Origin of the sequence: Methylobacterium tardum (assembly GCF_023546765.1) — a bacterium.
Taxonomy (GTDB): Bacteria; Pseudomonadota; Alphaproteobacteria; order Rhizobiales; family Beijerinckiaceae; genus Methylobacterium; species Methylobacterium tardum.
This window is the reverse complement of sequence record NZ_CP097484.1, coordinates 4,061,415-4,085,752: the sequence shown is the minus strand read 5'-3', so window position 1 is coordinate 4,085,752 and position 24,338 is coordinate 4,061,415. Positions and strand designations below refer to the sequence as shown.

Below are 24,338 nucleotides of genomic sequence, written 5' to 3'. Positions count from 1 at the left end.
TCTCCTGTACTGCGCCTGAAAGGCGGCCCCATTCTGCCCGCGTCTTTGCCAATATCGGGGCTTGCCGCTACACGATCCCGAGACCGCGCGAGTGCCGCGCCGCGCACCACCATATTCCGCCGATCAGAGCGTTCGCTCCATGCTGATGCAGACCAAGACCGAGGCGACGCCGGCCGACCCGGTGTCGCGGCGGCGCACCTTCGCGATCATCTCCCACCCGGATGCGGGCAAGACCACGCTCACCGAGAAGCTGCTGCTGTTCGGGGGCGCGATCCAGCTCGCCGGCGGCGAGGTCAAGGCCAAGCGCAACCGCGTCTCGACCCGCTCCGACTGGATGGGGATCGAGAAGGAGCGCGGCATCTCGGTCGTCACCTCGGTGATGACCTTCGAGTACGGCGACTGCGTCTTCAACCTGCTCGACACGCCCGGCCACGAGGACTTCTCGGAGGACACCTACCGGACGCTGACGGCGGTCGATTCGGCCGTGATGGTGATCGACGCGGCGAAAGGCATCGAGGCGCGCACGCGCAAGCTGTTCGAGGTCTGCCGCCTGCGCGACATCCCGATCGTCACCTTCATCAACAAGCTCGACCGCGAGGCCCGCGACCCGTTCGAGCTGCTCGACGAGATCGAGAAGACGCTGGCCCTCGACGTAGCCCCGGTCACCTGGCCGATCGGCACCGGCCGCAACTTCTCCGGGACTTACGAGCTCGGCGGCAACCGCGTCCGCCGCCTCGACGCGGCCGAGGATGCCGGGATGGTCGCGGTGTCCGGCCCGGACGATCCGCTGTTCGACGAGCTGCTCACCGAGAATGGCGCCGCCGACGCGTGGCGCGAGGAGGTGGAGCTCGCCGAGGGCGGCCTGAAGCCGTTCGACCTCGACGCATTCCGCGAGGGCCACCTGACGCCGGTCTTCTTCGGCTCGGCCTTGCGGAATTTCGGCGTGCGCGACCTCATCGACGGCTTGGCCAAGGTGGCGCCGCCGCCGCGGGGCCAGGATGCCGACAAGCGCCTCGTCGAGCCGACCGAGCCGCGGATGACCGGCTTCGTGTTCAAGATCCAGGCGAACATGGACCCAAACCACCGGGACCGGATCGCGTTCATGCGGGTCTGCTCGGGCAAGCTCAACCGGGGCATGAAAGCCCGGCTGGTGCGCACCGGCAAGCCGATCTCGCTCTCGGCGCCGCAATTCTTCTTCGCCCAGGACCGCGCCATCGCCGACGAGGCCTATGCCGGCGACGTGGTCGGCATCCCGAACCACGGGACGCTGCGGATCGGCGACACGCTCACCGAGGGTGAGGACATCGTGTTCCGCGGCGTGCCGAGCTTCGCGCCGGAGATCCTGCGGCGGATCAAGCTGACCGACGCCATGAAGGCCAAGAAGCTGCGCGAGGCGCTCCAGCAGATGGGCGAGGAGGGCGTCGTCCAGGTCTTCGTGCCGCAGGACGGCAGCCAAGCGATCGTCGGCGTGGTCGGTGCGCTTCAGCTCGACGTGCTGAAGGAGCGGCTCCAGGCCGAGTACGGCCTGCCGGTGGATTACGAGACCTCGCGCTTCTCGGTCTGCCGCTGGGTGTCGTCCGATTCGGAAGCCGAACTCGACAAGTTCATCGACACGCACGGCTCGGCCATGGCCAAGGACCTCGACGGAGCCCCGGTCTTCATGGCGACGACCGCGTTCTCCCTCCGGTACGAGGAGGAGCGCTACCCGGCCGTGCGCTTCACCGACGTAAAGGATTACCAGAAGCGGGCAGCCTGAGCTGTCCGAGATGCCGCTTGAGTGACGCACACGCGTCCTTGCGAGCGCAGCGAAGCAATCCAGGGGCCGCTATCTTCAGAGAGGTCCCGCTGCCCTGGGTCGCTTCGCTGCGCTCGCGATGACGGCGTTGCCTTTAGAACTTCCCCAGCATCGGAAATTCCACGCTCAGGCTCGACTCCGCGGCGATCGGCGCTTCGCGCTTGCGCGGCTTGCGGTTGAGCACCTGCTTCAGCTTGGTCTTCAGCACCGCCATGTCGAACGGCTTGAGGATGAAGGCATCCGCGCCCGCCTGGTGCGCCAGGTTGATGTCCTCGAAGTCGAAGGATGACTCGGTCAGCATGAACGGCGTGTTCATCAGCGCGTCGTCGGCGCGGATCTCGCGGAGCAGGCTGAGCCCGTCCATCGGCTCCATGTCGAGGTCGGAGATCACGAGCGCGTAGCGGCGCTGCCTGAGCCGCTCCAGCGCCTCCGGCGCGCTGGTGACGCCCTCGACATCGGGGAATCCGATGCGGGTCATCAGCATCACGATGAGGCGGAGAAGCTTCTCCTGGTCGTCGACGATGAGGATCGGGTGCGTCTCGCTGTCGGACATCGCTCGCCTCAGACGAAGAGATGATCGATGCCCTGGCGGGACATCGTGTCGGATTGGAGCGCCAGGCACAGGCCGTGGATCGCCGAGGCCTTCGGTGTCCCGCGCTGAAGCATGGGCAGCAGGTTGGCCTTGGCGAACAGGGTTTCGTTGCCGGCGGTCCGCTGGGCGCTCTTGAACGAATGGACGAATTCACGCTTGGCGATCTCGCGCCATTCGCTGATCTGAACATCCCGATGGCGGCTGTCGGCGCTGACCCGGTCGAAGGTTTCGTGCACCGAGGAGCGTTCGCCCTCGATCACTTGGCAGGCGAAACTGCCCTCGATGACCAGGAAGCTCGTGATCACTGCAAACTCATTCTTTTTCTGAGCCGTGCGGCCGATCTCGCCGATCTGCTCGGACCGCTTCGCGGGGTCCGACGACAGGTTCAGGCGCGAGAAGTATATGATGTGGACGAGGCTCGTCCGTTTCGCCCGCATGACCCTGAGATCCGAAATCCGTATCCGTTCAGCACGTCCGGGCAGGTCGCTTTGCGCCCGATCCTGAGCCCGGGCGCATCCTCGCGCGCGCCGGATAACACCCCGTAAACGCCCAGGCGGCGCTCGCCGGAACCGGGACGGGCCCTGCCGGGCAAGATCTGCCGAGTCCAGGTCTCTAACCGGTCAAGCCTGCCGGGCGCTGGTGGCGGGCGTCCTGTTTTGTCAGTGGCTTAGCCCTGGCATGGCGGTTGCGGCTGCCCTGGCCTGCGGGCCGTCAGGGCGCGCAACGGGATTGCTTGCCATGGATCTATTCAGCGCCCTTCAGACCTCAGTCTCCGGATTGCAGGCGCAGTCCTATGCCATCAGCAACATCTCCGGGAACATCGCGAACTCCCAGACGACCGGCTACAAGCGCGTCGACACCAGCTTCATCGACATGATGGCGGAGACGACGCAGAAGCGGGAGGTCGCCGGCTCGGTTCTGGCGCAATCGCAGCTGACCAACACCATCGCCGGCAACGTCGTGGCGTCGAGCGTGCCGACCAACATGTCGATCAGCGGGAGCGGCTTCTTCACGGTGGTGCAGAAGACCGGCGACGCCAACGGGGCCGCGACCTTCAGCGGGACCAATGCCTATACGCGTCGCGGCGACTTCGCTCCGACCGCCGACGGTCACTTGATGAACGGTGCGGGCGGGTACCTCACCGGCAACAATCTCGACCCCGTGACCGGTCAGGTCACCAGTTCGGGTCCGATCGTCATCGGGAATCCCGTGCTGCCGGCCAAAGAGACGACACTCATCACCTACTCAGCCAACCTGCCGGCGACGCCGACGGTGAGCCCCTCGGCCGATCCGGCGGGCAGCATCGCCGGCCCATCGCTGACGGCTTATACATCGTCGGGTGCGCCCGTGACGATCAACACGCGCTGGGTTCAGACGACCGCCGGCAGCAATGGATCTTCCTCGACCTGGAGCTTGATGTACAACAGCAACGCCGCAGGTACGCCCAATTGGGTCGACTCGGGCACGCCGTTCACATTCGACGCGACGGGAAAATTGACGGCACCGGCCGCGAGCGCGACCACGCCCAGCACGACCACCATTGATCTGAGTGGTAAATCGATCGCCGGTTATACTTTTAGTAACCTCAAACTGGATGTGACCGGCGGGTTGACGCAATATGCCGACGCCACCGGCGCGGCGACGACCAGCACGCTGAGCCAGAACGGCAATACCTCCGCCACGTTGACGAGTGTCGCGGTCGGCACCGACGGCAAGATCAACGGCACGTTCTCGAACGGGTCGGTGGTCGCCCTCGCCACCGCCGGGGTCGTGCAGTTCGCCGATCCGGACGGATTGAAGGCCGATTCGAACGGCAACTATCTTCAGACGGCCGATTCCGGTCCGCCGATCGCGGGCCTCAATGGCAGCACCATCACGGGAGCGAGCCTCGAGCAGTCCAACACGGATATTGCGACCGAATTCTCTAAGATGATCGTAACCCAGCAGGCCTACTCTGCGAACACGCGCGTCATGTCGACCGCTCAGACCATGATGTCGGACCTGCTCAACGTGATTCGATAATCTGTCTTCCGGAGGTCGCTGAGGAGGCTGTGAAGTGTCGCTGAACGCACTGTCCAACGCGACCGCCGGGCTCGCCGCAACGCAGGCGGCGATCAATGTCGTCTCGCAGAACGTCGCCAATGCGGGGACAGCCGGCTACGTCAAGCGGACGCTTTCGTCCGTTGCCACCGGCACCAACAACCTGGGCGTCGCCTCCGGGGCGGTCACCCGCAGCTTCGATGCGGCGGCGCTGAAGCAGCTTCGGCTGGAAACCTCGGGCGCCGCCTACACGAGCACAAAATCCGGGATCATCTCCCAGCTCGACGCTCTGTACGGGACACCCGGCAGCTCCACGGCGCTCGACGGCACGCTGAACACGTTCACCGAGTCGCTCCAGGAACTCGCCGCCAATCCGACCTCGGCGGCTGCCCGGACAACGGTGCTGAGCAACGCCTCGGCGCTCGCCAGCCAGATCAACGGAGCCGCCAATTCGGTGCAGAATCTGCGCACCGGGATCGAGGCGCAGCTCGGTGCCGATACCCAATCGGCCAGCTCGCTCCTGTCCAGCATCGCGGACCTGAACAAGAAGATCCAGAATACCACGGACAGCACGTCCCTGGCCGACCTCCAGGACCAGCGCGATCAGGCGATCAACAACCTGTCGAGCTACATGGATGTCAAAACCACCGCGCAAAGCGATGGGACCGTGACGGTCCTGACGCAGTCGGGGGCGACGCTGGTCGATCGCGGCAACGCCGCATCCCTGAGCTTCGATGGCCGCGGGACGCTGAGCGCGAACTCGTCCTATTCGGCCACGCCGCGCTCGGTCGGCACGATCACCGCCACGCTGCCCGGTGGCGGCAAGATCGACCTCGGTGAGCCCGGCGTGCTGCGCTCCGGCAGTCTGGCGGCCGAGTTCGAGCTGCGCGATCAGACGCTGCCGCAGGCGCAGCGCCAGCTCGACGATCTCGCCGCGGGACTCGCGAGTTCGCTGACCGACAAGCAGGTCACCGCGACGCAGGCGACGCAGAACACGGGCACCGCCACCGCCACAATCGACCTCACAGGTTTTCAGGCCGGCAACACCCTGACAATCCCGGCCAACGCGAACAGCACCGGCCGGAACATCATCCTGGTGGCGTCCAACAACACGTCGCCCATCACAGCCAGCCAGACTGTCGATCCCAATGCACTCGTGGCGAAGATCCAACTCCCAGTGGATCAGACGCAGATCGACAAGGCTCTCAAACTTATTGACCCAAACCTCTCGGCGAGCGGTAGCGGCGCGACTCTAACCATCACAAGCGCGGCCGGCGTGCCTCCGGTCGCAGCGACAGCGCGCATCACCGTCCCAACTTCGGCGGATCCCACATCGGGCTATCCCCAGATCCCACTGTTCGCCGATAGCGCGGGCAATGCCCTCTACACCGGCTCCCTCGACTCCGGCTCGCAGCTCACCGGCTTCGCGCAACGCATCACCGTCAACGGAAATCTATCGGGAAAGCCAGCGGCGCTGACGGCAACGAGCGCCACCGATATGACGGCATCCGGTGCGCGGGCTCAGCAGCTATTCTCTGCGCTTACCTCTACCCAGCAGACCTTCTCGGCGGCAAGCGGTATCGGCGGCGTCTCGGCTCCGCATAGCACCACAGTGATCGGCTTCGCGCAGGACATCATCTCGACGCAGGGGGCCGCCTCGGCGAACGCGACAGCGCTCGACGACACGCAGCAGACCGCGCTCTCCACAGCGCAGGGCCGGTTCGCGGCCGGTGCCGGGGTCAACATCGACCAGGAGATGTCGAACCTGATCGCGCTCCAAACCGCCTACGGCGCCAATGCCCGGGTGCTGACCGCGGCCCGCGACATGCTCAACCAGCTGCTGCAGATCTAATCATGACTACGATTACCCCCTTCGCGGCCGGCTCCTACCTGACGACGCGGAATGCCGCCCAGCTTACAACGCTGAAGAGCCAGCTCAACGATCTGTCGACCCAGCTCTCGACTGGGCTGACGGCGCAGACCTATGGCGGCCTGGGCTCCGGGCGGTCCACGGCCCTGAGCGCCCAGGCGACCCTCAGCGCGCTCACCGGCTACGCCGCCGGCATCACCGCCGCGCAGACCCGGACAAATGTCGCGGTGACGAGCCTGACGCAAGTGGCGACTTTGGGCATCGATGCGCGCACCACGTTGAACAACGGTCTGCAGAGCACGCCGGTGAATGCGACCGCCGCGAAGGCCAACGCACTCAATAACCTTCAGGCGGCGCTGGATACGCTGAACCAATCGGTGGCGGGCAATTACTTGTTCGGCGGCGAAGACAGCTCGACGCAGCCGGTCCTCGACGCGGATACGATCCTGAACGGGACAAAGAAACCGGACGGCTCCACCGACCAGATGGGCCTGACGGAGTTTGTGTCGAGCCAAGTCAAGGCTGACCTCGGTGCGAATGGTAACGGTCGACTGACCCAAACCTACCTCGCATCAAATCCGACCGAGATCACACTTGCAGATGACCCGAGTTCCCGGGCGAAGCCGCAATCCGGGTTCGCGATCACCAGCGTTTCCGCGGTGCCGACCCCGGGCGGCATCGCTGCAACCCGCGCGCTTGATTCGACCGGGACATCGGCCACCGTCACGATCGATGTCAATCAGCAGCCCGCCGCAGGCGACAGCCTGACGCTAACCCTGCAATTGCCCGACGGAACGCAGACCAAAGTGACACTGACGGCGGCGGCCAGCGGCACCACGCCCGCGTCCTCAAGCACAGGCTTCGCGATCGGCGCGGACAAGGCTGAGACGGCAAACAATCTCAACGAGGCCCTGAAGAGCGCCCTGTCGGCATCCGCCAGCAGCACGCTGCCGGCGTACTCCACCGCTCAAGCGGCGAGCACTTTCTTCTCCGCGCCGAACCCGACAACCACCGCCGCGAACACCGTCGTCTGGTACCAGGGTGAGAATGGGACGACCGACCCGCTGAGCACCCAGTCGGTGCAGGTCAGCGCGGGAAGCAGCGTTCAAATCGGTGTCCGCGCCAACCAGCCGGCGATCAGCAACGTGCTCGCGGGCCTCGCGACTGTGGCTCTCGGCATGCCAAACTCGTCGGATCCGAACGCGGCCGCTCTCTACAGCGCGATCAGCAGCCAAGCGCAGCCCTTCTCTCGTCGGCCGATACCAGCCCCAGCGCGTCCTCGACCGGTGCGCTCCCGAGCGTGCAGGATACGGTCACACAGCTCAGCCTCGCGTCGACGCGCTTGTCGAACGCCGCGACGACCAACAAGGCCACCCAGAATACGCTTCAGAACACACTCGACGGCATTGAACAGGCGCCCACCGAGGAAGTCGTCACCAAGCTGCTGGACGTGCAGAACCGACTTCAGGCGAGCTACCAAGTCACGGCTTCGCTCTCCAAGCTGTCGCTGGTCAATTACATCAGCTGAGGTCAGACCCTCCCTGCTTGAATCGGCGCCGGTCGTCCGAGACCGCCTGGGCGTCGCGAGACGACGCTCCTCTGCCTGTCGTTGACCGGATCCGAATCCACCGCCCCGATCATAGTCTTGCCGTTTTCGCGTAATGAACCGCGGCGTGCGGACGCGCATCCGTGCCGTCGGTCCAACGAGGAGAGGTCCGCGTGTCGCTGTCCGAGCCCGTCGAACTCGTCCGCCGTCTCGGCTGCGCGCCACGGATCGGCGCGATCGTCATGGCCGAGCAGGCCGTCGACACGTACCTCGCCGGCTACAGCCATCCCGATGACCGCACCATCGCGCTGGACATCCTCCTGCGCGATCTCGCGCGGCTGCGCGTCCAGGAGGCCGCCCTGGACCGGTTCATCGGCGAGGTCGAGACCTACATCGATCTGCTCCATCGGGATCTCGCCCGGCGGGCGGCCTGAGATGGGCAGGCTGGTTCTGCCGATCGCGACCACCGTGGCGCTGGTACTTGTCGGTCCGGCCCTGTCCGTCGATCTGCAGAAGGCGCCGGTCACGCCGGGACTGGTGCCGTGTCCGTCGAAAGGGCAGGGCTTCGTCCGCATGCCGGGCAGCGACAGCTGCGTCCGCATTTCCGGGCGCGTCACTGCCGGGATGGACATGCGCGCCGGGCACGGGGTCGCGGCAGCCCCGGTCGTCGCGGGGCGCCTCGCCATCGACAACCGGGCCGACACGGATCTCGGCGAGGTGCGGACCTACGTGCGGATCGGCAACGGCCGCCGCTGAGGCGGTGCCTAGAGGCTCCGCGACAGGACCAGCGGGCCGCTGCGCACGCCGCGGCCGTACGGGGATGGTGCCGGAGCACGGCGACCGTAGCCCACCGGCATCTGCGCCCGCCCGATCTCCTCGGCGAGCGACTTGATCAGGCCCTCCGAGACGGTTTTGGCGCTGGCCAGGACCGCCTGGTTCGCCTCCACGGCCGCGGTGAAGCGGCGATGCGCCGACCGCAGCATCTCGACTCCCTCGGGGTGGAAGCGCTTCAGCGCGACGGCGTTCGCCTTGGCGGCTTCCAGTCCCTGCATGTAGGCGGCGGCGAGCGCCGCCTTCGGTTCGGCCACCACGGTGCTCTCGCGCAGACGCCCGGCCCGGACATGGGCCGCCTCGTCGGCCAGCACGGTCTCCAGCGCGGCCATGTTGCCGAGCACGCCCGCGACGAGCGCCTCGGCGGTCACGCGGTCCGCAACGCGCAGCGGTTCAGCCCTTTGCATTGCTCGCTCCCTCGCTCGCCGCACCCTGCAGCTTCAGGATCTCACGGAAGATCGAGTCGGCGATGCCGACGCCGCCGCTCTTCACGATCTGCCCCGCGTATTCCTTGGTCAACATCGAGCGGTAGACGCCGCCGCCGGTGCCGTTCTCGCCGAGAGGACCGTCGGTCCCTTCCGACTGGGTCAGCCGGTCGAGGCTGCTCTCGAGGAACATCGATTCGAATTCGGTCGCGGTCTTCCAGGCCTTGGCCTTGTTGGCGGTCTTGATGATGCCGTCGACCGCGCTGCCGGCGGCCGAGGTCCCGACGCCGGCGGCGGCCTTGGCCGCGAGAGTGGCAAGCTGCAACATGGTTCGACCCTCCCGTTCCGTCCGATCACATCAGCTCGATATCGGCCTGCAGGGCGCCCGCCGTCTTGATCGCCTGGAGGATCGAGATCAGGTCCCGCGGGCCGACGCCGAGGGCGTTGAGGCCGTCCACCAGCTCGCGCAGGCTCACGCCTTCCTTGACGAGGGCGAGCTTGTTGCCGTCGCCGGTATCGACCTTCACGCCGGTGCGCGGCACCACGACGGTGCGGCCGTTGGACAGCGGCGCCGGCTGGCTGACCTGCGGCTGCTCGGTGATGGTGACCGTGAGATTGCCCTGCGCGATGGCGACCGTGGAGACGCGCACGTCCCGGCCCATGACGATGATGCCGGAGCGCTCGTCAACGATGACCCGGGCCGTCTGGTCGGGCTCGACCTTGAGCTGCTCCACCTCGGTGATCAGCCGGATCATGTTGCCGGTGTAGCGGGGCGGGATCTGGATCGTGACGGTCGCCGGATCCGTGGGCTCGGCGGTATCGGCGCCCATGAAGTCGTTGATCGCGGCGGCGATCCGCTTCGAGGTGGTGAAGTCGGGATTGCGCAGGGACAGGCGCAGCGAGCGGGCATCATTCAGCTTGAACGCGATCTCGCGCTCGATATTGGCGCCGTTGGAGATCCGGCCGTTGGTCGGCACGCCCCGGGTGATCTTGGCGGCATCGCCCTCCGCCGAGAAACCGGCGATCGCCACCGAGCCCTGAGCCAGGGCGTAGACCTCGCCGTCGGCGCCGAGCAGCGGGGTCACCAAGAGCGTGCCGCCCTGGAGGGACTTCGCGTCGCCCAGTGACGAGACCGTCACGTCAATGCGCGAGCCCTGCGCGGCGAAGGGCGGGAGATTGGCCGTCACCATCACGGCGGCGAGGTTCTGCGTGCGCATCGTCGCCCCGCGCGTGTTGACGCCGAGGCGCTCCAGCATCGCCTGGAGCGACTGCTTGGTGAACGGGATGTTGTTCAGCGTGTCGCCGGTGCCGTTGAGGCCGACCACGATCCCGTAGCCGACGAGCTGGTTCTGGCGCACGCCCTCGATGGAGGCGAGATCCTTGACCCGCGACAGGGCGAGCGCCGGGCCGGCCAGCGCGACGAGGAGCAGCGCACCGGTCAGGGCGCCGAGCAGGGACCGAAGGAGACTGAACGCGGGACTCGGGCGCATGCCGGCAAATCGAGGGTGAACGGACCTGCCGCCATCCTGCCAGGGCCGTGCCAAGCGGGCCCTATCGGCAAGCCCTTGAGGCATCTCGCTTTATCCAGAAGCGGCGCGCGTAGGTCGTCCTGCGGCACCGGCACGGAAGCTGCCGACCCGGCAGCTTCTGCCGGCCCGTTTACCCGCGCTTAACCCTGCGGGCCGACTTACTGGTCCAGCGCGAGGGCGCTTGGAGCAACGCGAACGGGATCATGCGCGTCGAGACTCGCCAGCCGATCCAGAGCGCGGGCGGCGTCGCGGCCCCCGGCGGCCCGAGGGTGGAGGAGGCTTCAGCCTCGGCGCCGCGCCCGGTTCCGCCACGAGCGCCAACGCCCCCGCGGCAGCGGCCACGCTGGCGGGGCTCGACGCGGTCCTGCTTCTCCAGGCCGAGAGCGAGACTCCGCAGGAGCGGCGCCGTCGCTCGGCCAAGCGCGGCCAGGACCTCCTCGACGGCCTCGACCGGCTGAAGGCCGCCATCCTCGGCGGCCGGGTTGCCACTCATGAACTCCGGTCCATCGCGGGCCGGCTCAACGAGCGCGCCGGCCTCTCAGGCGACCCGCGCCTCGACGGGCTCATGGCCGAGATCGAGCTGCGGGCCGCGGTGGAGCTTGCCAAGCTGGACGTCGCCCGGGGCGTCTGACCGCGCGGCCTCTCCCGTCTTTGCGAGCGGAGCGAAGGAAGCCAGGGCCGCGCCACGCCGACCGGCCGCGCGCCGCCCTGGGTCGCTTCGCTGCGCGCGCGATGACGGGCCGATTAGCCGCGCGCTACACCGCCCGGCGTTTCGGGCCGGTCGGCAGCATCTGCGGCTCACCCGGCCCCGTCTCCACGCCGAGATCCGGCACGGCGATGATCGGCGCGCCGCGCAGGTCCTTCCGCGTAATGATCGCGCCGCGCTCCTCCAGATAGGCGAGCATCCGCCGGGCGCGGCCGCCGGAGCTGGTGCCGTAGGCCTCGGCCAGCATCGCGTCGGTCGGGCAGGGGGCACCCTCGATCGCCGCGCGGGCGACCACCAGGAACAGCCCCGCGAGATCGTCCGGCAGGCTCGCGGCGATCTCCTGTGCCCGCTCCCAGCCGGAATTGTCCGTCACCACCCCACCGGCCTCGGCCCGCGCCACCGCGAGCCGCCGCTTGAACTCGGGCAGCCCCATCGTGTCGCCGCGCAGGCGCCGGATGCGGCAGCGGACCGTAAAGTCCTGGTAGAGGGTGGCGGGCGTGCAGGCGGCTGCGTCGGCATCCGCCAGGACCGAGGCGAGCACCTCGGCCAGCGCCGCCTCGCGCGCCTCCGGATCCATCGGCTCCTCCTCCGGCTCCTCCACAGGCGCCGGTGGCCGGTAATTCGCGAGCTGCACCAGCACGTCCGGGGCCGGCGTCGGCCGCGGCTTCGGCCGGGGCACCAGCGGGACCGCGATCTCCGCCGGGCTTGCCGTGAGGATGAGCGCGCGGGCGTCCTCGGTCGGATCGGGGAGGGGAACCAGCACCGGCGAGGAGCTTCGGCTCACGGTCTGTGTCGGGCCGACCGCGATGGTGAGGGGGCGTCGCGACAGGGCCGGCCCGAGCGCCACGAAATGCCCGCGCGGCAGATCGCGGAACGTCTCGGCCTGGCGGCGCTCGAGGCCGAGGAGGTCTGCGGCGCGGGCCATGTCGATGTCGAGGAAGGTCCGGCCCATCAGGAAGTTCGACGCCTCGGCGGCAACGTTCTTGGCGAGCTTGGCGAGCCGCTGGGTCGCGATGATCCCGGCCAGCCCGCGCTTGCGGCCGCGGCACATCAGGTTGGTCATGGCGCCGAGCGACAGGCGCCGCGCCTCGTCCGAGACCTCGCCGGCGGCCGCGGGCGCGAAGAGCTGCGCCTCGTCGACTGCCACCAACATCGGATACCAATGGTCGCGGTCGGCGTCGAACAGGCCGCCCAGGAAGGCGGCGGCCGCCCGCATCTGCCCGTCGGCGTCCAGATTCTCCAGCGACAGCACCACCGAGACCCGATGGGTGCGCACCCGGGCGGCGATCCGCTGCAGGGCCACGTCGTCGCCGTCGGCCTCCACGACCACGTGGCCGTAGCGGTCGGCGAGGCTCGCGAAATCGCCCTCCGGATCGATGATCGCCTGCTGCACGAGCCCGGCGCTCTGCTCCAGGAGGCGCCGCAGAAGGTGCGACTTGCCGGAGCCCGAATTGCCCTGGACCAGGAGCCGCGTGGCGAGCAGTTCGGTGAGGTCGAGGAGCGCGGGGCGCTCGCCGGTCAGGCCGAGATCGATGTCGGAACGCATGGCGCCTCATAGCATGCCGGCGACGGTTCCGGGTGCCCCGCCGGACAGCTGTCCACGCTTCCCGCCATACCTGCCACGCTCTGCCGGCCTGGACCCGGGCGCCCCGGCCCTGTAGGGCCACGCCCCTCCCTGCGAAAATCCGGACCCACGACACGATGGCGGCCTGCGGCCTCGATTTCGGCACGTCGAACACCACGCTCGGTCACACCGGCCCGGATGGACCGACCCTGCTGCCCCTTGAGGAGGCGCACCGGACGATACCGAGCGCGATCTTCTTCGAACTCGGCCGCGAGCCGGTGATCGGCCGGGCCGCCACGGCAGCCTATGTGGAGGGCCGGTCGGGACGGCTGATGCGCGGGCTGAAATCGGTGCTCGGCACGCCGCTCATGGAGGAGGCGACGCCGGTCGGCCGGCAGCGCCTGCGCCTGCGCGACGTGATCGCCCGCTATCTCACGGCGGTGAAGGCCCGGGCCGAGGCGGCCTGCGGCGAGGTCCTCGACAGCGTGGTCCACGGACGGCCGGTCCATTTCGTCGACGGCGATCCGGAGGCCGACCGGCGCGCCGAGGACACGCTCCGCGAGATCGCCCGCGACGTCGGCTTTCGCGAGGTCTCGTTCCAGTACGAGCCGATCGCCGCGGCCCTCGATTACGAGCGGCAGGTCCGGTCCGAGGAGATCGCGCTGGTGGCCGATATCGGCGGCGGCACCTCGGACTTCTCGATCGTTCGCCTGTCGCCCGAGCGGCGGGGGCGCCCGGACCGGGCCGGCGACATCCTGGCCAATGACGGCGTGCGCATCGGCGGCACCGACTTCGACCGGCAGCTCAGCCTCGGAACGGTCATGCCGCTGCTCGGCCTCGGCAGCCCGATGCGCCGGGGCGATCTCGCCGTGCCGAACGCCTATTACCACGACCTCGCCACGTGGTCGGCGATCAACCGGCTCTACAATGCCAAGACGCTGCGGGAGATCGGCGAGGTGATCCGCGACTGCGCCCGGCCCGACCTCGTCGGGCGGCTGCGCGAGGTGGTCGAGGGCGAGCGCGGGCATGCCCTCGCGGGCGTGGTCGAGGGTGCGAAGATCGCAGCCTCTGAGCGCGACGCGACGATGCTCGATCTCGGTTTCGTGGAGCGCGGTCTGGCCGCGCCGGTCGATCGTGCGACCTTGTCGGCGCAGACGGGTGATCTCGCCGGCGCCGTGGCGGCGCGCATCGACCGATGCTTGTCCCAGGCGGAGCTGCCGCGGGAGCGGATCGATGCCCTGTTCCTCACCGGCGGCTCCACCGGTCTGCCGCACCTGCGCGCCGCGCTGACCGGCGCCCTGCCGGCGGCGCGCGTCGTCGAGGGCGACACGTTCGGTTCGGTGGGGCTCGGCCTGACCATCGAGGCGGCCCGGCGCGGCGCGTGATCCACGGCGCCGGCTGATCCGGCGCCCGCGACGGGGCTCGATTTGCGATAATCACCTGCATTGTCAGGACGAACGATTGCGCCTAAAACTGTACGTTCAGTCGATAGACTGTCGATCGAGATAAAATCGGACCGTCCTGAATGCTGTCGAAGAGTATGCGAGATTTATGATTGATGATCTGGCGACCTGACCGGGTCCAAGAGGTCCGTGTCGGGCACGAGGGGAGAAAGCGCATGTTGAGCAGGCGGATGTTCACCGGTTGTGCGCTCTGCGCAGCGATCGGCCTCGTGGCAGAAGACGTATCGGCACAGGCGCCGAGCGGATTAAAACGGACGATTACGTCCCGAATCGATGGCCCGACGCAGGGTTACGAGACGCTTCAAGTCATCGTCGATGTCGAGCCGAACTTCCTCATCGATTGGCACACCCATCCCGGCACCGAGGCGGGCTACGTGCTGGAAGGCGTCGGCGAGTTCCGCGTCAAGGACGCGGAGACGCGGCAGATCAAGCCCGGCACCTCCTGGGTGACCCCGGCGGAAACCCCGCACACGCTGAAGAACGGACCGCAGCCGAGCAAGCTGTTCGTGACCTTCACGGTGCAGAAGGGCAAGCCACTGGCGACTCCGGTCCCGGCGCCGACGTAAGCGCCCCGCCTCAGCAGCGTGCGCAGGATCCGCCGCGGCCGGCCTGATCCCCGGTCGCGGCGAGGCGTCGGGCACGGCCGCGTGCCGCGCGTCGGCCGGCGATTGACGGGCCGGCCTTGATCCCCGACAAGGCGGTCCCTTCCGCTCGGAGACAACGGCGGCCCATCCGGGCTCCTCCGCGCCGCCTCGCCCGATGCTGTTCAACTCCTTCGTTTTCCTCCTCGCCTTCCTGCCGGCCGCCCTGATCCTGCACGGGCTGGTGGCGCGCGCCGCGCCCGCGTGGCGGCTGCCGCTCCTCGTCGGCCTGTCCTTCGTGTTCTATGGCTGGTGGGATGTGCGCTTCGTGCCGCTGCTCGCCGGCTCGATCCTGGCGAATTGGTGCGTGGCCCGCGTCTATCGCCGGTATCCCGGCCGATGGCTGATCCCGGCCGCCATCGCCGCCAACCTCGCGCTCCTCGGCGTCTTCAAGTACCTCGACTTCTTCGCCGATCTCGCCAATCTGATCCCCGGGCTCGGGGCGCCGCGGCTCGGCCTCGCCCTGCCGCTGGGCATCTCGTTCTTCACCTTCCACCACATCATGTACCTCGCCGACCTCCGGGCCGGACGGGCGCCCGCCTTCGGGCTGGTGAAATACGCCCTCTACATCGCCTTCTTCCCGCAGGTTCTCGCCGGCCCGCTCGTGCGCTGGAGCGAGATCATGCACCAGTTCGACGAGCGGCCCTACGCGCGGCCGGACGCCGCCGAGCGCTTCGCCCGCGGCCTGATGCTGCTGACGGTTGGCCTCGCCAAGAAGGTGTTCCTCGGCGATCCGCTCGCCGAATACGTGAACCCGGTGTTCCAGGCGGCCGCCGCCGGAAAGGCCGTCACAGTCGTCGAGGCTTGGCAGGCGACGCTGGGCTTCACCTTCCAGATCTATTTCGACTTCTCCGGCTACACCGACATGGCGCTCGGCATCGCCCTGCTGTTCGGCCTCGTCCTGCCGCAGAATTTCGACGTGCCGTACCGCGCCACCTCGCTGAGTGAATTCTGGCGGCGCTGGCACATGACGCTGTCGCGCTTCCTGCGCGACTACCTCTACATCCCGATGGGCGGAAACCGCCGCGGCCTGCCGCGCCAGGTCGGCGCGCTCGCCGCAACCATGACGCTGGGCGGGCTCTGGCACGGGGCCGGCCTGACCTTCCTGACCTGGGGCGCCCTGCACGGGCTCGGCCTCGGCGCCGGGGTGCTGACGCGCCGCGCGCGGATCGCGATCCCGGCGCCGCTCGGCTGGGCGCTCACCAGCCTGTTCGTGGTGCTGACCTGGGTCCTGTTCCGGGCGACGAGCTTCGAGGCCGCGCTCGTGATCTTCAAGGGCCTGTTCGGCCTCGCGGCCAAGGGTTCGGGCTTCAAGTGGCGCACCATCGCGGTCGCGGCCCTCGTGGCGACGGTCGGGCCGACGGCGTGGGCGGCCGTCCACCGCCTGCCGCCGCGGCGCCTCCTTGCCTTCGGCTTCGCACTCCTGTTCGTGCTCGTCCTGCTCAAGATCGGCGACGATGCGAACTACGAGTTCATCTATTTCCAGTTCTGAGGATGGCGGCCCCCCAGCTCACCACGGACCGGGCGTGGCGGCGTTTCGCCGGAACCTTGTTCCTGTCGATGGTCGCGCTGTTCGTGGCCTATCTCGGCCTCGCGGCCCTGGTCGATCCCTACGATACCGGTCGCTCGACCCTGCTGTCCCAGGGCGCCGTTCGCCCGCAGGGGCCGCGCACCGCGTCGGCCGTCCGCGGCCGCGATCCGGCCTATTCCGGCGCGGTGATCGGCAACTCGCACATCCAGCTCATCGAGCCGGCGGCGCTGAGCCGGCTTACCGGCATCCCCTTCGTCCAGCTCTCGGTTCCGGCCACCGGGCCGTCGGAGCAGTTCGCGCTGCTCGGCTGGTACCTGCAGCACCATGCGCGGCCCGAGGCGATCGTGCTCTCGGCCGACGCCTTCTGGTGCGCGGACGATTCTTCCTTCCCGAGCGAGCACGGGTTTCCGTACTGGCTGCTGGGCGACTGGCCGGCCTACCTGCGCGGCCTCCTGCGCTTCACGGCCGCTCAGGAGACGGTCAACCGGGTCGGCTGGCTCCTGAACCGCCGCCACAAGACCGCCGCCGCCGACGGCTGGTGGGATTACGAGCACAATTATCTCAGCCAGGGGTTCGGTATCGATCCCGCCAAGAAGGCGGCGCTGGAGAGGCCGGTCGGGCCCGAACCCGAGCCGCATCACGGCGGCCCGTTCCCCATCGCCGAACGGCTGCGCGCCGAACTCGCGCGCATCCCCGCGCAGACCCCGGTCGTGATCGTCTTCCCGCCCGTCTACGCCCGCGCCGAGCCGGCGCCCGGCAGCCCGCGGGGCGCCGCGGAAGCGGCCTGCCGGGCGCAGGTGCGGACCGTCCTGGCGGCGCATAAGCTGAGTGCGGTGGTGGATTGGCGTGACGGCCGCCCCGAGGCGGCGAACCCGGACCTGTTCTTCGACCAGACGCATTACAGGCTGCCCCTGGCCCGCAGCCTGACGACAGAGATCGCCGCCGCGATCGTACGATTGCGGACGCATATGACAGAGTAAAAGATCTGTACCGTGGCCGGTTTGCCGCACGCGGCGCTGCAGTGACAGCTGGATACAAGCCCTGCTTCACGGCGCGTTGTCGCGCTAGATCGCCTCGACTATACGGCACCTCACGTTATCGCCGCGCACCGGCCATCCCCTGGTGGGCGGTTAGAATCCAGCGAGGGTGACGCATGGCGAAGGTGACGCTGGAGGACGGCTACGTCCCGTCCGACGACGAGCCCTTCATGAACGACCGGCAGCGCGAATATTTTCGTCGCAAGCTGCTGAGCTGGAAGAACGACATCCTGCGCGAGGCGCAGGATACCCTCGTGGCGCTGCAGAGCGAGAACGAGAACCATCCCGATCTGGCGGATCGCGCCTCGTCCGAGACGGACCGGGCGATCGAGCTGCGGGCTCGGGACCGCCAGCGCAAGCTCACCGGCAAGATCGACGCGGCGCTCGCCCGAATCGAGGATGGCTCCTACGGCTTCTGCGAGGAGACCGGCGAGCCGATCTCGCTGCGCCGGCTCGACGCGCGGCCGATCGCGACGCTCTCGCTCGAGGCTCAGGAGCGGCACGAGCGGCGCGAGCGGGTCTATCGCGACGACTGAGCTCGGGTCGCCGCCCTGTTTTCGACGGATGAATTGTCGTCGCCAGCGCTTTCTTCGACCGCGGGCCTGTCCTCGAGGCCGCGTGCGTCGGCCGGGTCTGACGCAGTTGACGCGGAAATCCCTCGCGCCACTTCGTCGCCAGCCAGCGTGGCCGGAGAAGCGCATGAGATCCCCCTGATCGCGATCGTCGCCAGTGCGGTCGCGGTGCTCGCGCTCGCCGGCTGCGAGGCGCCGAAGCCGGGACCGGCCGGGCCGCCCGGTCCGAAGGGCGATCAGGGCCCGCCGGGGCCTCAAGGGCCCGCGGGCCTGAACGGGGCGATGGGCGAGCGGGGGCCCGTGGGCGAGCGGGGCGCCGCAGGACCTGCGGGTCCGCCGGGCCCGGCCATGAACAGCCTGATCCGGCTCGACGTGGCCTGCCACCGGGATGAGGAATTGATCGGCGCCTATTGCCGGGGCATGGCGGTTGTCCCGTCCGTGACCGTGACGGACGGTGTGTCCACGGTCGGCTGCCTCGACATGACCGCGAAGGCCGCCAAGGATGCACAACCGGTCGCGGTCTGCATGAAGAAGCCATGAGAGCCCTCGCTCCCGCCCTCCTCGGCGCGCTCGTCTCCACCGCGGCCTGCGCGCAGCCGTTCGTCCCCTCCGAGCGCGCGGCCATCGACCTCGTGCGCGAACGGCGCACCGCCGGCTTCACCACGGTGGCCCGAACCTTGGCCTATGCCGAGCGCGTGACCGGGGGCGCCTTCCGGTTCGGAGGCTACCGGGTCGATTACCGCCCGGATGCGCCCTTCGCCCGGGTGCGGATCTGTTATCGCCTGGGCATCGATCCGCCCACCTGCGGCCTCGAGTACCGCGTCGCCGTCAATCCGCCCCATGCCGAGCCGTCCGACCGCTACAATGGCCTGACCCGCGACCTGGAGCACGGACCGCGCGCGTTCCTGCGGGCGCTCGCCCGGGAGGCCGACCTCCAGCGCCAGCCGGATTTCCTGCGCAAGGTTCAGGCGGCGCTGGACCCCTACAACCCCTACGACTGGCGCTGACGCTCAGAACAGGCGCGGCCAGCGCAGCAGCCGCTCGGGCGCGAAGGGCGCGACCGGAACGGCCGGCGTCCGGCCGGTGGCGAGATCGGCGACGACCTCGCCGGTGATCGGCCCGGTCGAGAGCCCGATATGGCCGTGGCCGAAGGCGAACAGCAGCCCCTCATGCCGGGGCGCCCGGCCGATCACCGGCAGGCCGTCGGGCGTCGACGGGCGCGAGCCGAGCCACGGCTCGTTGTCGAGCGGGCCTCCGAGCCGCAGCGTCTCGGCGGCCTCCTGGGAGGCGGCCTCGATCTGCGTGTAGTCCGGCGCCGCGTCGCGGGCGTTGAGTTCCACGCCCGACAGGACCCGCACGCGATGGTCGCCCATCGGCGACAGGATGGAGCCGGCGCCCGTGTCGAGCACCGGCCGCGTCAGGGGCGGGCTATCCGGGTGCAGGGCGTAGTGGCGGTGATAGCCGCGCTCGGCCGCCACCGCGAAACGGTATCCGAGCGTCCCGGCGATCTTGCCCGACGCGGCGCCGGCCGCCAGCACGACCTGCCGGGCTCGCACCGTGCCGGATTCGTGGGGGACCGCCCAGCCGCCGGCTTCCGGCGTCATCCGCCCGACGCTGCCGCGCAGCAACCGCCCGCCGAGGCCGGCAAACAGCGTCTCACAGGCCTCGATGAGGCGGCCCGGTTCGCGGACGGAGCCGGTCTCGGTGAGCAGCATCGCCCGCGCATAGGGCCGCACCAGGGCCGGCTCGAGATCGCGCACGCCTGCCGTATCCAGGATCTCGAAGGCGACGCCGTGCTGGGCCAGGATCTCGCGCTCCAGCGCGGCGGACGCGAACGCGGCCTCGGTGCGGTAGGCTTTCAGCCAGCCGGTGCGCTGGAGCCGATCGGTGGTGCCGGCCCGGGCCGCCAGACGCTCATGCGCCGGATAGGCGGCGCTCGTCAGCGGCAGCAGCGCCGCCGCGGCCCGGCGCCAGCGCGACGCCCGCGCGGCGGCCATGAAATGCGCGCCGTAGGCAACGACCTGCGGGAGATGCGCGTAGTTCAGGCGCAGACCGCGGTCGGCGTTGCGGAGATAGGCCGGGAGCTTGCCCCAGAAGGCGGGGCTCGCCATCGGCAGGATGGAGCCGCGGCTGACCACGCCGGCATTGCCGTAGGAGGTCCGGGCCCGGGCCTCGCCCGGATCGCACAGGACGACGTCGAGGCCGCGGTCCTTCAGCGCGATGGCGCTCGCAAGCCCGACCATCCCGCCGCCGACCACCACGATGTCGGCCGTCTCGTCCGTCGCCATGCTGCCACATCCTGCACCGCACCAAGCGGGGCGTTCTGACCGGTTTTCGCGGCTCTGGGTAGCGCGTCCAGACAGGGAGGCGCTGCCGTGAACGCCGGCACCAATTTTCTGCGAGATCGGCTACAGAGCGGATCATGACCCTCGTCCGCTTCGCGCCGTCGCCGACCGGCTACCTCCACATCGGCAATGCCCGTCCGGCCCTGCTCAACGCCCTGTTCGCCCGCAGGACCAGCGGCCGGTTCCTGCTGCGCCTCGGCGACACCGACGCGGAGCGCTCCACCGAGGTGTTCGCCGCGGCTATCGAGGAGGATCTGGCCTGGCTCGGCATCGTGCCGGACCTGTTCGCCCGCCAGAGCGCGCGCACGGCTCAGCACGATGCCGCCGCCGATCGTCTGCGTGCGGCGGGCCGGCTCTATCCCTGTTACGAGACGCAGGAGGAGCTGGAGCGCCGCCGCAAGCGCCAGCTCGGGCGCGGCCAGCCGCCGATCTACGACCGGGCGGCGCTTCGGCTCACCGCCGAGGAGCGCGCCGCTCTGGAGGCCGAGGGCCGCCGGCCGCATTGGCGCTTCCTGCTGGAGCCCCGGACGGTGACGTGGGACGACCTCGTCCGCGGCCCGGCTCATGTCGATTGCGCGTCGCTCTCCGACCCGGTGCTGATCCGGGCTGACGGCACCTACCTCTACACGCTCCCCTCGGTAGTGGACGACGCCGATCTCGGCATCACTCACGTGATCCGCGGCGAGGATCACGTCACCAACACCGGCGTTCAGGTGCAGATCTTCGAGGCGCTCGGCGCCGCCGTGCCGGTCTTTGGCCACCACAACCTGCTGACCACCGCGGACGGGGAGGGGCTGTCGAAGCGGCTCGGCCACCTGTCGCTGCGCGGCCTGCGCGAGGCCGGCTACGAGCCCGCCGCGGTGCGCTCGCTCGCCGTGCTCACCGGCTCGGCCGAATCGGTGCGGGCCGTGCCCGACCTCGACACGCTCGCCGGGTTGATCGATCTCGGCGAGATCTCGCGGGCGCCGGCCCGGTTCGATCCATCGGAACTCGACGGCCTCAACGCCCGCCTCGTTCACGCCATGCCGTATGCCGAGGTGGCCGACAGGCTGGCCGCTCTCGGGATCCCCGCCGACAGCGCCGAGGCGTTCTGGCTCGCGGTCCGGGCCAATCTCGACCGGGTTCCGGAGGCGGCCGCGTGGTGGCGGGTGACAACCGGGCCGCTGGAGCCGGTGATCACCGAGCCGGCGGTGATCGCGGCGGCCCGGGACAGCCTGCCGCCGGAGCCCTTCGGGCCTGAGACCTGGAAGGCCTGGACGGCCGAGATCAAGGCGCGCACCGGCGCCAAGGGTCGGGGCCTGTTCATGCCGCTGCGCCTCGCGCTCACCGGGCTCGAGCACGGGCCGGACTTGTCGGGCCTGCTGCCGCTGATCGGGCGCGACCGCGCCGCGCGGCGGCTGGCCGGCGAGACCGCCTGAGCTACTCCGCCTCGACCTCTTCCAGGCGGGTCGCCAGCAGCTTGTCGACGCGGCGCCCGTCGAGATCCACCACCTCGAAGCGCCAGCCGGCGATCTCGCAGGTCTCTCCGGTCTCCGGCAGGTGCTGGAGCGCCGCGATCACGAGGCCCGCCGCCGTCGCGTAGTCGCGGGACGGCGGCAGCCGCAGGCCGAGCTGGTCGGCCAGTTCGTCGGCCGGCATCGAGCCGGCGATCAGCCAGGAGCCGTCGGAACGGCGCACCGCATCGGGCTCGACATTCTCCGACCGGAACGCCCCCGCGATCGCGTCGAGGATGTCGGCGGGCGTCACGAGGCCGTCGAAATGCCCGTATTCGTCGTGGACCAGCGCGATCGGCACGGGCGCCTCGCGCAGCGCCTCGAGGGCGTCGAGGGCGTCGAGGGTGTCGGGCAGCACCGGGGCCGGGCGGACATGGGCGCGCGGATCGAGGGGCTCGCCGCGCGACAGGGGACCGAGCAGGTCGCGCACCTGCAGGATCCCGATCATCGCGTCGGGGCCACCATCGGCCACGGGCAGGCGGGCATGGGGGCTCGCCAGGATCTGCGCCCGGACGCTGTCGGGATTGTCGGCGAGGTCGATCCAGACCACGTCGGTGCGCGGGGTCATGACGCCGCGCACGAGCCGGTCGCCGAGGCGGAGCACGCCGGAGATCATCGCGCGCTCGTCGCCCTCGATGACGCCGGCCGTCTCTGCCTCCGCCACGAGGCTGCGGATCTCCTCCTCGGTCACCGCGCTGGCGCTCTCGGTCTCCTGGCCGATCAGGCGGAACACCGCCCGGGTCGAGGCATCGAGGAGCCAGACGGCCGGCAGGGCCGCCCGGGAGACCACGCGCATGCCGGGCGCTACCGCGCAGGCGATCCGCTCCGGGTTGCGCAGGGCGAGGTGCTTGGGCACCAGCTCGCCGATGATCACCGACAGGTAAGTGATCACGCCGATCACCAGCGTGTAGCCGAGCGTGTCGGCCCAGGCCTTCGGCAGGCCGAGATCGATCAGCGTCACCGCGAGCCGGTCGCCGAGCGCCGCGCCCGACACCACACCCGACAGGATGCCGATCAGCGTGATGCCGATCTGCACGGTGGACAGGAAGCGGCCCGGCTCCTCGGCGAGCGCGAGCGCCGCCTTGGCGCCGGCGCGGCGGTCGGCCGCGAGGGCGCGCAACCGGCTCTTGCGGGCCGAGACGACAGCCAGCTCCGAGAGGGAGAAGACGCCGTTCAGCGCGATCAGCAGGACGACGACGATAAGCTCGATCAGGCCGGATCATTGAGCCGCGTGCCCGGCGAGCGGGACCGGCTTCCTCTGGTGGCGCGGGCATCCAAGATGGGTGCAGGGTGTAGACGCTTCAACGGCCAAGCCTCATCCGGCCTGCGGCATCGATTGTGCCGTCGAGACCGATCCGGCGTGGCAACTCCGTCATCGACTCCCGCTGTCATCCCGGGGCCGCGCAGCGGAGCCCGGGATCCAGACCCGCCGCCGCGCACGATCCTGCACCGACATGCGTCTGGATTGCTCGCCTGCGACGTGCCCCTCCGGGTCCGGGCTCGCCTCCGGCGCCCCGGAATGACGGCGGAGAGCGGTTACCGGTCTCCGAACCGCTCGAACGACCTCACTCACGCAGCCTCGCCGTGCGGGCGCGCCTCGATCAGCACGGAGTTGAGCAGGAAGCTGCCGTCGGGCTCGATCGCGAAATAGGCCGTCACCTCTGCGGGGGCCGAGGCCTGCAGCGCCCGGATCGCCGCGACGTTGACCGCCGGCGTGCGCATCCGGGCGATCCAGCTCGCGAACTCCATGCGCGGCCGGCTCGCCAAGGGAAGGCCGGGATCGAAGCCCGCCGCCTCCAGCATCGCGCGCCATTCCGAGACCCGGTAGTCGCGCACATGCGAGGGATCGCGCAGGAGTTCCACCGCCTGCAGATGCGTGTCGAGGAGCGGCTCCTCGGGCGAGACGATATCGCAGACGACCAGCAGCCCGCCCGGCTTCAGCACCCGCCGCGCCTGCGCCAGGGCGGCCGGGACGTCGCGCCAGTGGTGGGCGCTGTAGCGGGTCAGCACCGCGTCGAAGCTCGCTTCCGGGAAGGGCGGGGCCTCGGCGGCACCCTGCCGGGTCTCGATGCGCTCCAGGCCGCGCCGGGCCGCCTCGGCGGCCACCGCCGCCAGCATGGCGTCCGAGAGGTCGTAGGCGGTGACCGCGGCGCCGGCTGCGGCGGCCGCGAAGGCCACGTGACCGCCACCGCAACCGAGATCGAGCACCCGCGCGCCCGGCATCCCGCGGACCAGCGCACCGATCCGGTCGAGATCGGCGCCCGCGGCATGCACGGCACTGGTGACGTAGGCCGCGGCCGGCTGCCGAACTGGTCGGCGACGTGGCTGACATGGCTGCGCGCGCTCATGAGGTTATCT

The 24,338-nt window shown here is 69.6% G+C and carries 22 protein-coding genes and 2 pseudogenes; 15 read left to right on the top strand and 9 right to left on the bottom strand.

Going from position 1 to position 24,338, the window contains the following annotated elements:
* The first annotated feature begins 139 nt into the window (after window positions 1-139).
* A complete protein-coding gene (locus M6G65_RS19495) occupies window positions 140-1,756 on the top strand; it encodes a peptide chain release factor 3 (RefSeq protein ID WP_250102743.1) in 1,617 nt (538 codons plus the stop codon).
* Between the two features lie 133 nt (window positions 1,757-1,889).
* On the opposite strand, the gene M6G65_RS19490 is transcribed toward M6G65_RS19495, so the two are convergent.
* Both M6G65_RS19490 and M6G65_RS19485 read right to left on the bottom strand, forming a co-directional pair.
* Entirely contained in the window at window positions 1,890-2,348 is a 459-nt protein-coding gene (locus M6G65_RS19490) for a response regulator (protein ID WP_192708024.1), read from the bottom strand.
* A gap of 8 nt (window positions 2,349-2,356) precedes the next feature.
* Entirely contained in the window at window positions 2,357-2,824 is a 468-nt protein-coding gene (locus tag M6G65_RS19485; protein ID WP_238196082.1) for a BLUF domain-containing protein, read from the bottom strand.
* Window positions 2,825-3,125: 301 nt separating this feature from the next.
* Between M6G65_RS19485 and M6G65_RS19480 the strand changes: the two genes are divergently transcribed.
* The 5 genes from M6G65_RS19480 to M6G65_RS19460 all read left to right on the top strand — a co-directional run bounded on the left by M6G65_RS19480 (window position 3,126) and on the right by M6G65_RS19460 (window position 8,599).
* Complete coding sequence (locus M6G65_RS19480; RefSeq protein WP_238196083.1) at window positions 3,126-4,409, top strand: flagellar hook protein FlgE; 1,284 nt, start codon at window positions 3,126-3,128, stop codon at window positions 4,407-4,409.
* A 34-nt stretch (window positions 4,410-4,443) separates the two neighbouring features.
* A complete protein-coding gene (gene flgK, locus M6G65_RS19475; protein ID WP_250102742.1) occupies window positions 4,444-6,279 on the top strand; it encodes a flagellar hook-associated protein FlgK in 1,836 nt (611 codons plus the stop codon).
* Between the two features lie 2 nt (window positions 6,280-6,281).
* Entirely contained in the window at window positions 6,282-7,910 is a 1,629-nt protein-coding gene (locus M6G65_RS33785) for a flagellin (RefSeq protein ID WP_347710454.1), read from the top strand.
* Between the two features lie 106 nt (window positions 7,911-8,016).
* Window positions 8,017-8,277: a hypothetical protein gene (locus tag M6G65_RS19465; RefSeq protein ID WP_238196086.1), complete on the top strand. Its 261-nt coding sequence runs from the start codon at window positions 8,017-8,019 to the stop codon at window positions 8,275-8,277.
* Between the two features lies 1 nt (window position 8,278).
* Entirely contained in the window at window positions 8,279-8,599 is a 321-nt protein-coding gene (locus tag M6G65_RS19460) for a porin (RefSeq protein ID WP_238196087.1), read from the top strand.
* A gap of 8 nt (window positions 8,600-8,607) precedes the next feature.
* On the opposite strand, the gene M6G65_RS19455 is transcribed toward M6G65_RS19460, so the two are convergent.
* Genes M6G65_RS19455 through M6G65_RS19445 form a run of 3 tightly spaced genes read right to left on the bottom strand, consistent with a single transcriptional unit; the run spans window position 8,608 to window position 10,589 of the window.
* The gene (locus M6G65_RS19455; protein WP_250102740.1) at window positions 8,608-9,081 is read right to left on the bottom strand and encodes a hypothetical protein; all 474 of its coding nucleotides are present in this window, start codon (window positions 9,079-9,081) and stop codon (window positions 8,608-8,610) included.
* Entirely contained in the window at window positions 9,068-9,427 is a 360-nt protein-coding gene (locus tag M6G65_RS19450) for a rod-binding protein (RefSeq protein ID WP_238196089.1), read from the bottom strand. The genes M6G65_RS19455 and M6G65_RS19450 overlap by 14 nt, the downstream gene beginning before the upstream one ends.
* Window positions 9,428-9,452: 25 nt before the next feature.
* A complete protein-coding gene (locus M6G65_RS19445; RefSeq protein WP_238196090.1) occupies window positions 9,453-10,589 on the bottom strand; it encodes a flagellar basal body P-ring protein FlgI in 1,137 nt (378 codons plus the stop codon).
* A gap of 242 nt (window positions 10,590-10,831) precedes the next feature.
* On the opposite strand from M6G65_RS19445, the pseudogene M6G65_RS19440 reads away from it, so the two are divergent.
* Window positions 10,832-11,259, top strand: a pseudogene (locus tag M6G65_RS19440) (flagellar assembly protein FliX).
* Window positions 11,260-11,383: 124 nt separating this feature from the next.
* Here the strand turns inward: M6G65_RS19440 and M6G65_RS19435 are convergent.
* Complete coding sequence (locus M6G65_RS19435) at window positions 11,384-12,880, bottom strand: helicase HerA domain-containing protein (protein WP_238196092.1); 1,497 nt, start codon at window positions 12,878-12,880, stop codon at window positions 11,384-11,386.
* Between the two features lie 155 nt (window positions 12,881-13,035).
* Here M6G65_RS19435 and M6G65_RS19430 point away from each other — a divergent pair, with 155 nt between their 5' ends.
* The 7 genes from M6G65_RS19430 (at window position 13,036) to M6G65_RS19400 (ending at window position 19,149) form a co-directional block, all read left to right on the top strand.
* Window positions 13,036-14,283 carry an Hsp70 family protein gene (locus M6G65_RS19430; RefSeq protein WP_250102739.1) on the top strand — a complete coding sequence of 416 codons (1,248 nt, stop codon included), beginning with the start codon at window positions 13,036-13,038 and terminating at the stop codon, window positions 14,281-14,283.
* 233 nt (window positions 14,284-14,516) lie between these two features.
* Window positions 14,517-14,927: a cupin domain-containing protein gene (locus M6G65_RS19425; RefSeq protein WP_250102738.1), complete on the top strand. Its 411-nt coding sequence runs from the start codon at window positions 14,517-14,519 to the stop codon at window positions 14,925-14,927.
* Between the two features lie 193 nt (window positions 14,928-15,120).
* Window positions 15,121-16,494, top strand: coding sequence for an MBOAT family O-acyltransferase (locus M6G65_RS19420; protein ID WP_238196094.1), 1,374 nt, complete (start codon window positions 15,121-15,123; stop codon window positions 16,492-16,494).
* 2 nt (window positions 16,495-16,496) lie between these two features.
* Window positions 16,497-17,513, top strand: coding sequence for a hypothetical protein (locus M6G65_RS19415; protein WP_238196095.1), 1,017 nt, complete (start codon window positions 16,497-16,499; stop codon window positions 17,511-17,513).
* Window positions 17,514-17,686: 173 nt separating this feature from the next.
* Window positions 17,687-18,106, top strand: a complete 420-nt coding sequence (gene dksA / locus M6G65_RS19410; protein ID WP_210029488.1) for an RNA polymerase-binding protein DksA — start codon at window positions 17,687-17,689, stop codon at window positions 18,104-18,106.
* Between the two features lie 147 nt (window positions 18,107-18,253).
* On the top strand, window positions 18,254-18,682 hold the full coding sequence (locus tag M6G65_RS19405) for a hypothetical protein (protein WP_284042354.1): 429 nt from the start codon (window positions 18,254-18,256) through the stop codon (window positions 18,680-18,682).
* Window positions 18,679-19,149, top strand: coding sequence for a hypothetical protein (locus M6G65_RS19400; protein ID WP_238196097.1), 471 nt, complete (start codon window positions 18,679-18,681; stop codon window positions 19,147-19,149). The genes M6G65_RS19405 and M6G65_RS19400 overlap by 4 nt, the downstream gene beginning before the upstream one ends.
* A gap of 3 nt (window positions 19,150-19,152) precedes the next feature.
* Here M6G65_RS19400 and M6G65_RS19395 read toward each other — a convergent pair whose 3' ends face one another.
* The gene (locus M6G65_RS19395; RefSeq protein WP_238196098.1) at window positions 19,153-20,430 is read right to left on the bottom strand and encodes an NAD(P)/FAD-dependent oxidoreductase; all 1,278 of its coding nucleotides are present in this window, start codon (window positions 20,428-20,430) and stop codon (window positions 19,153-19,155) included.
* A gap of 134 nt (window positions 20,431-20,564) precedes the next feature.
* Between M6G65_RS19395 and M6G65_RS19390 the strand changes: the two genes are divergently transcribed.
* The gene (locus M6G65_RS19390; protein ID WP_250102737.1) at window positions 20,565-21,905 is read left to right on the top strand and encodes a glutamate--tRNA ligase; all 1,341 of its coding nucleotides are present in this window, start codon (window positions 20,565-20,567) and stop codon (window positions 21,903-21,905) included.
* Between the two features lies 1 nt (window position 21,906).
* Here the strand turns inward: M6G65_RS19390 and M6G65_RS19385 are convergent, their stop codons facing one another.
* Both M6G65_RS19385 and M6G65_RS19380 read right to left on the bottom strand, forming a co-directional pair.
* Entirely contained in the window at window positions 21,907-23,193 is a 1,287-nt protein-coding gene (locus tag M6G65_RS19385; RefSeq protein ID WP_238196184.1) for a hemolysin family protein, read from the bottom strand.
* A gap of 356 nt (window positions 23,194-23,549) precedes the next feature.
* Window positions 23,550-24,328: pseudogene (locus M6G65_RS19380) on the bottom strand (class I SAM-dependent methyltransferase).
* Window positions 24,329-24,338: the final 10 nt, after the last annotated feature.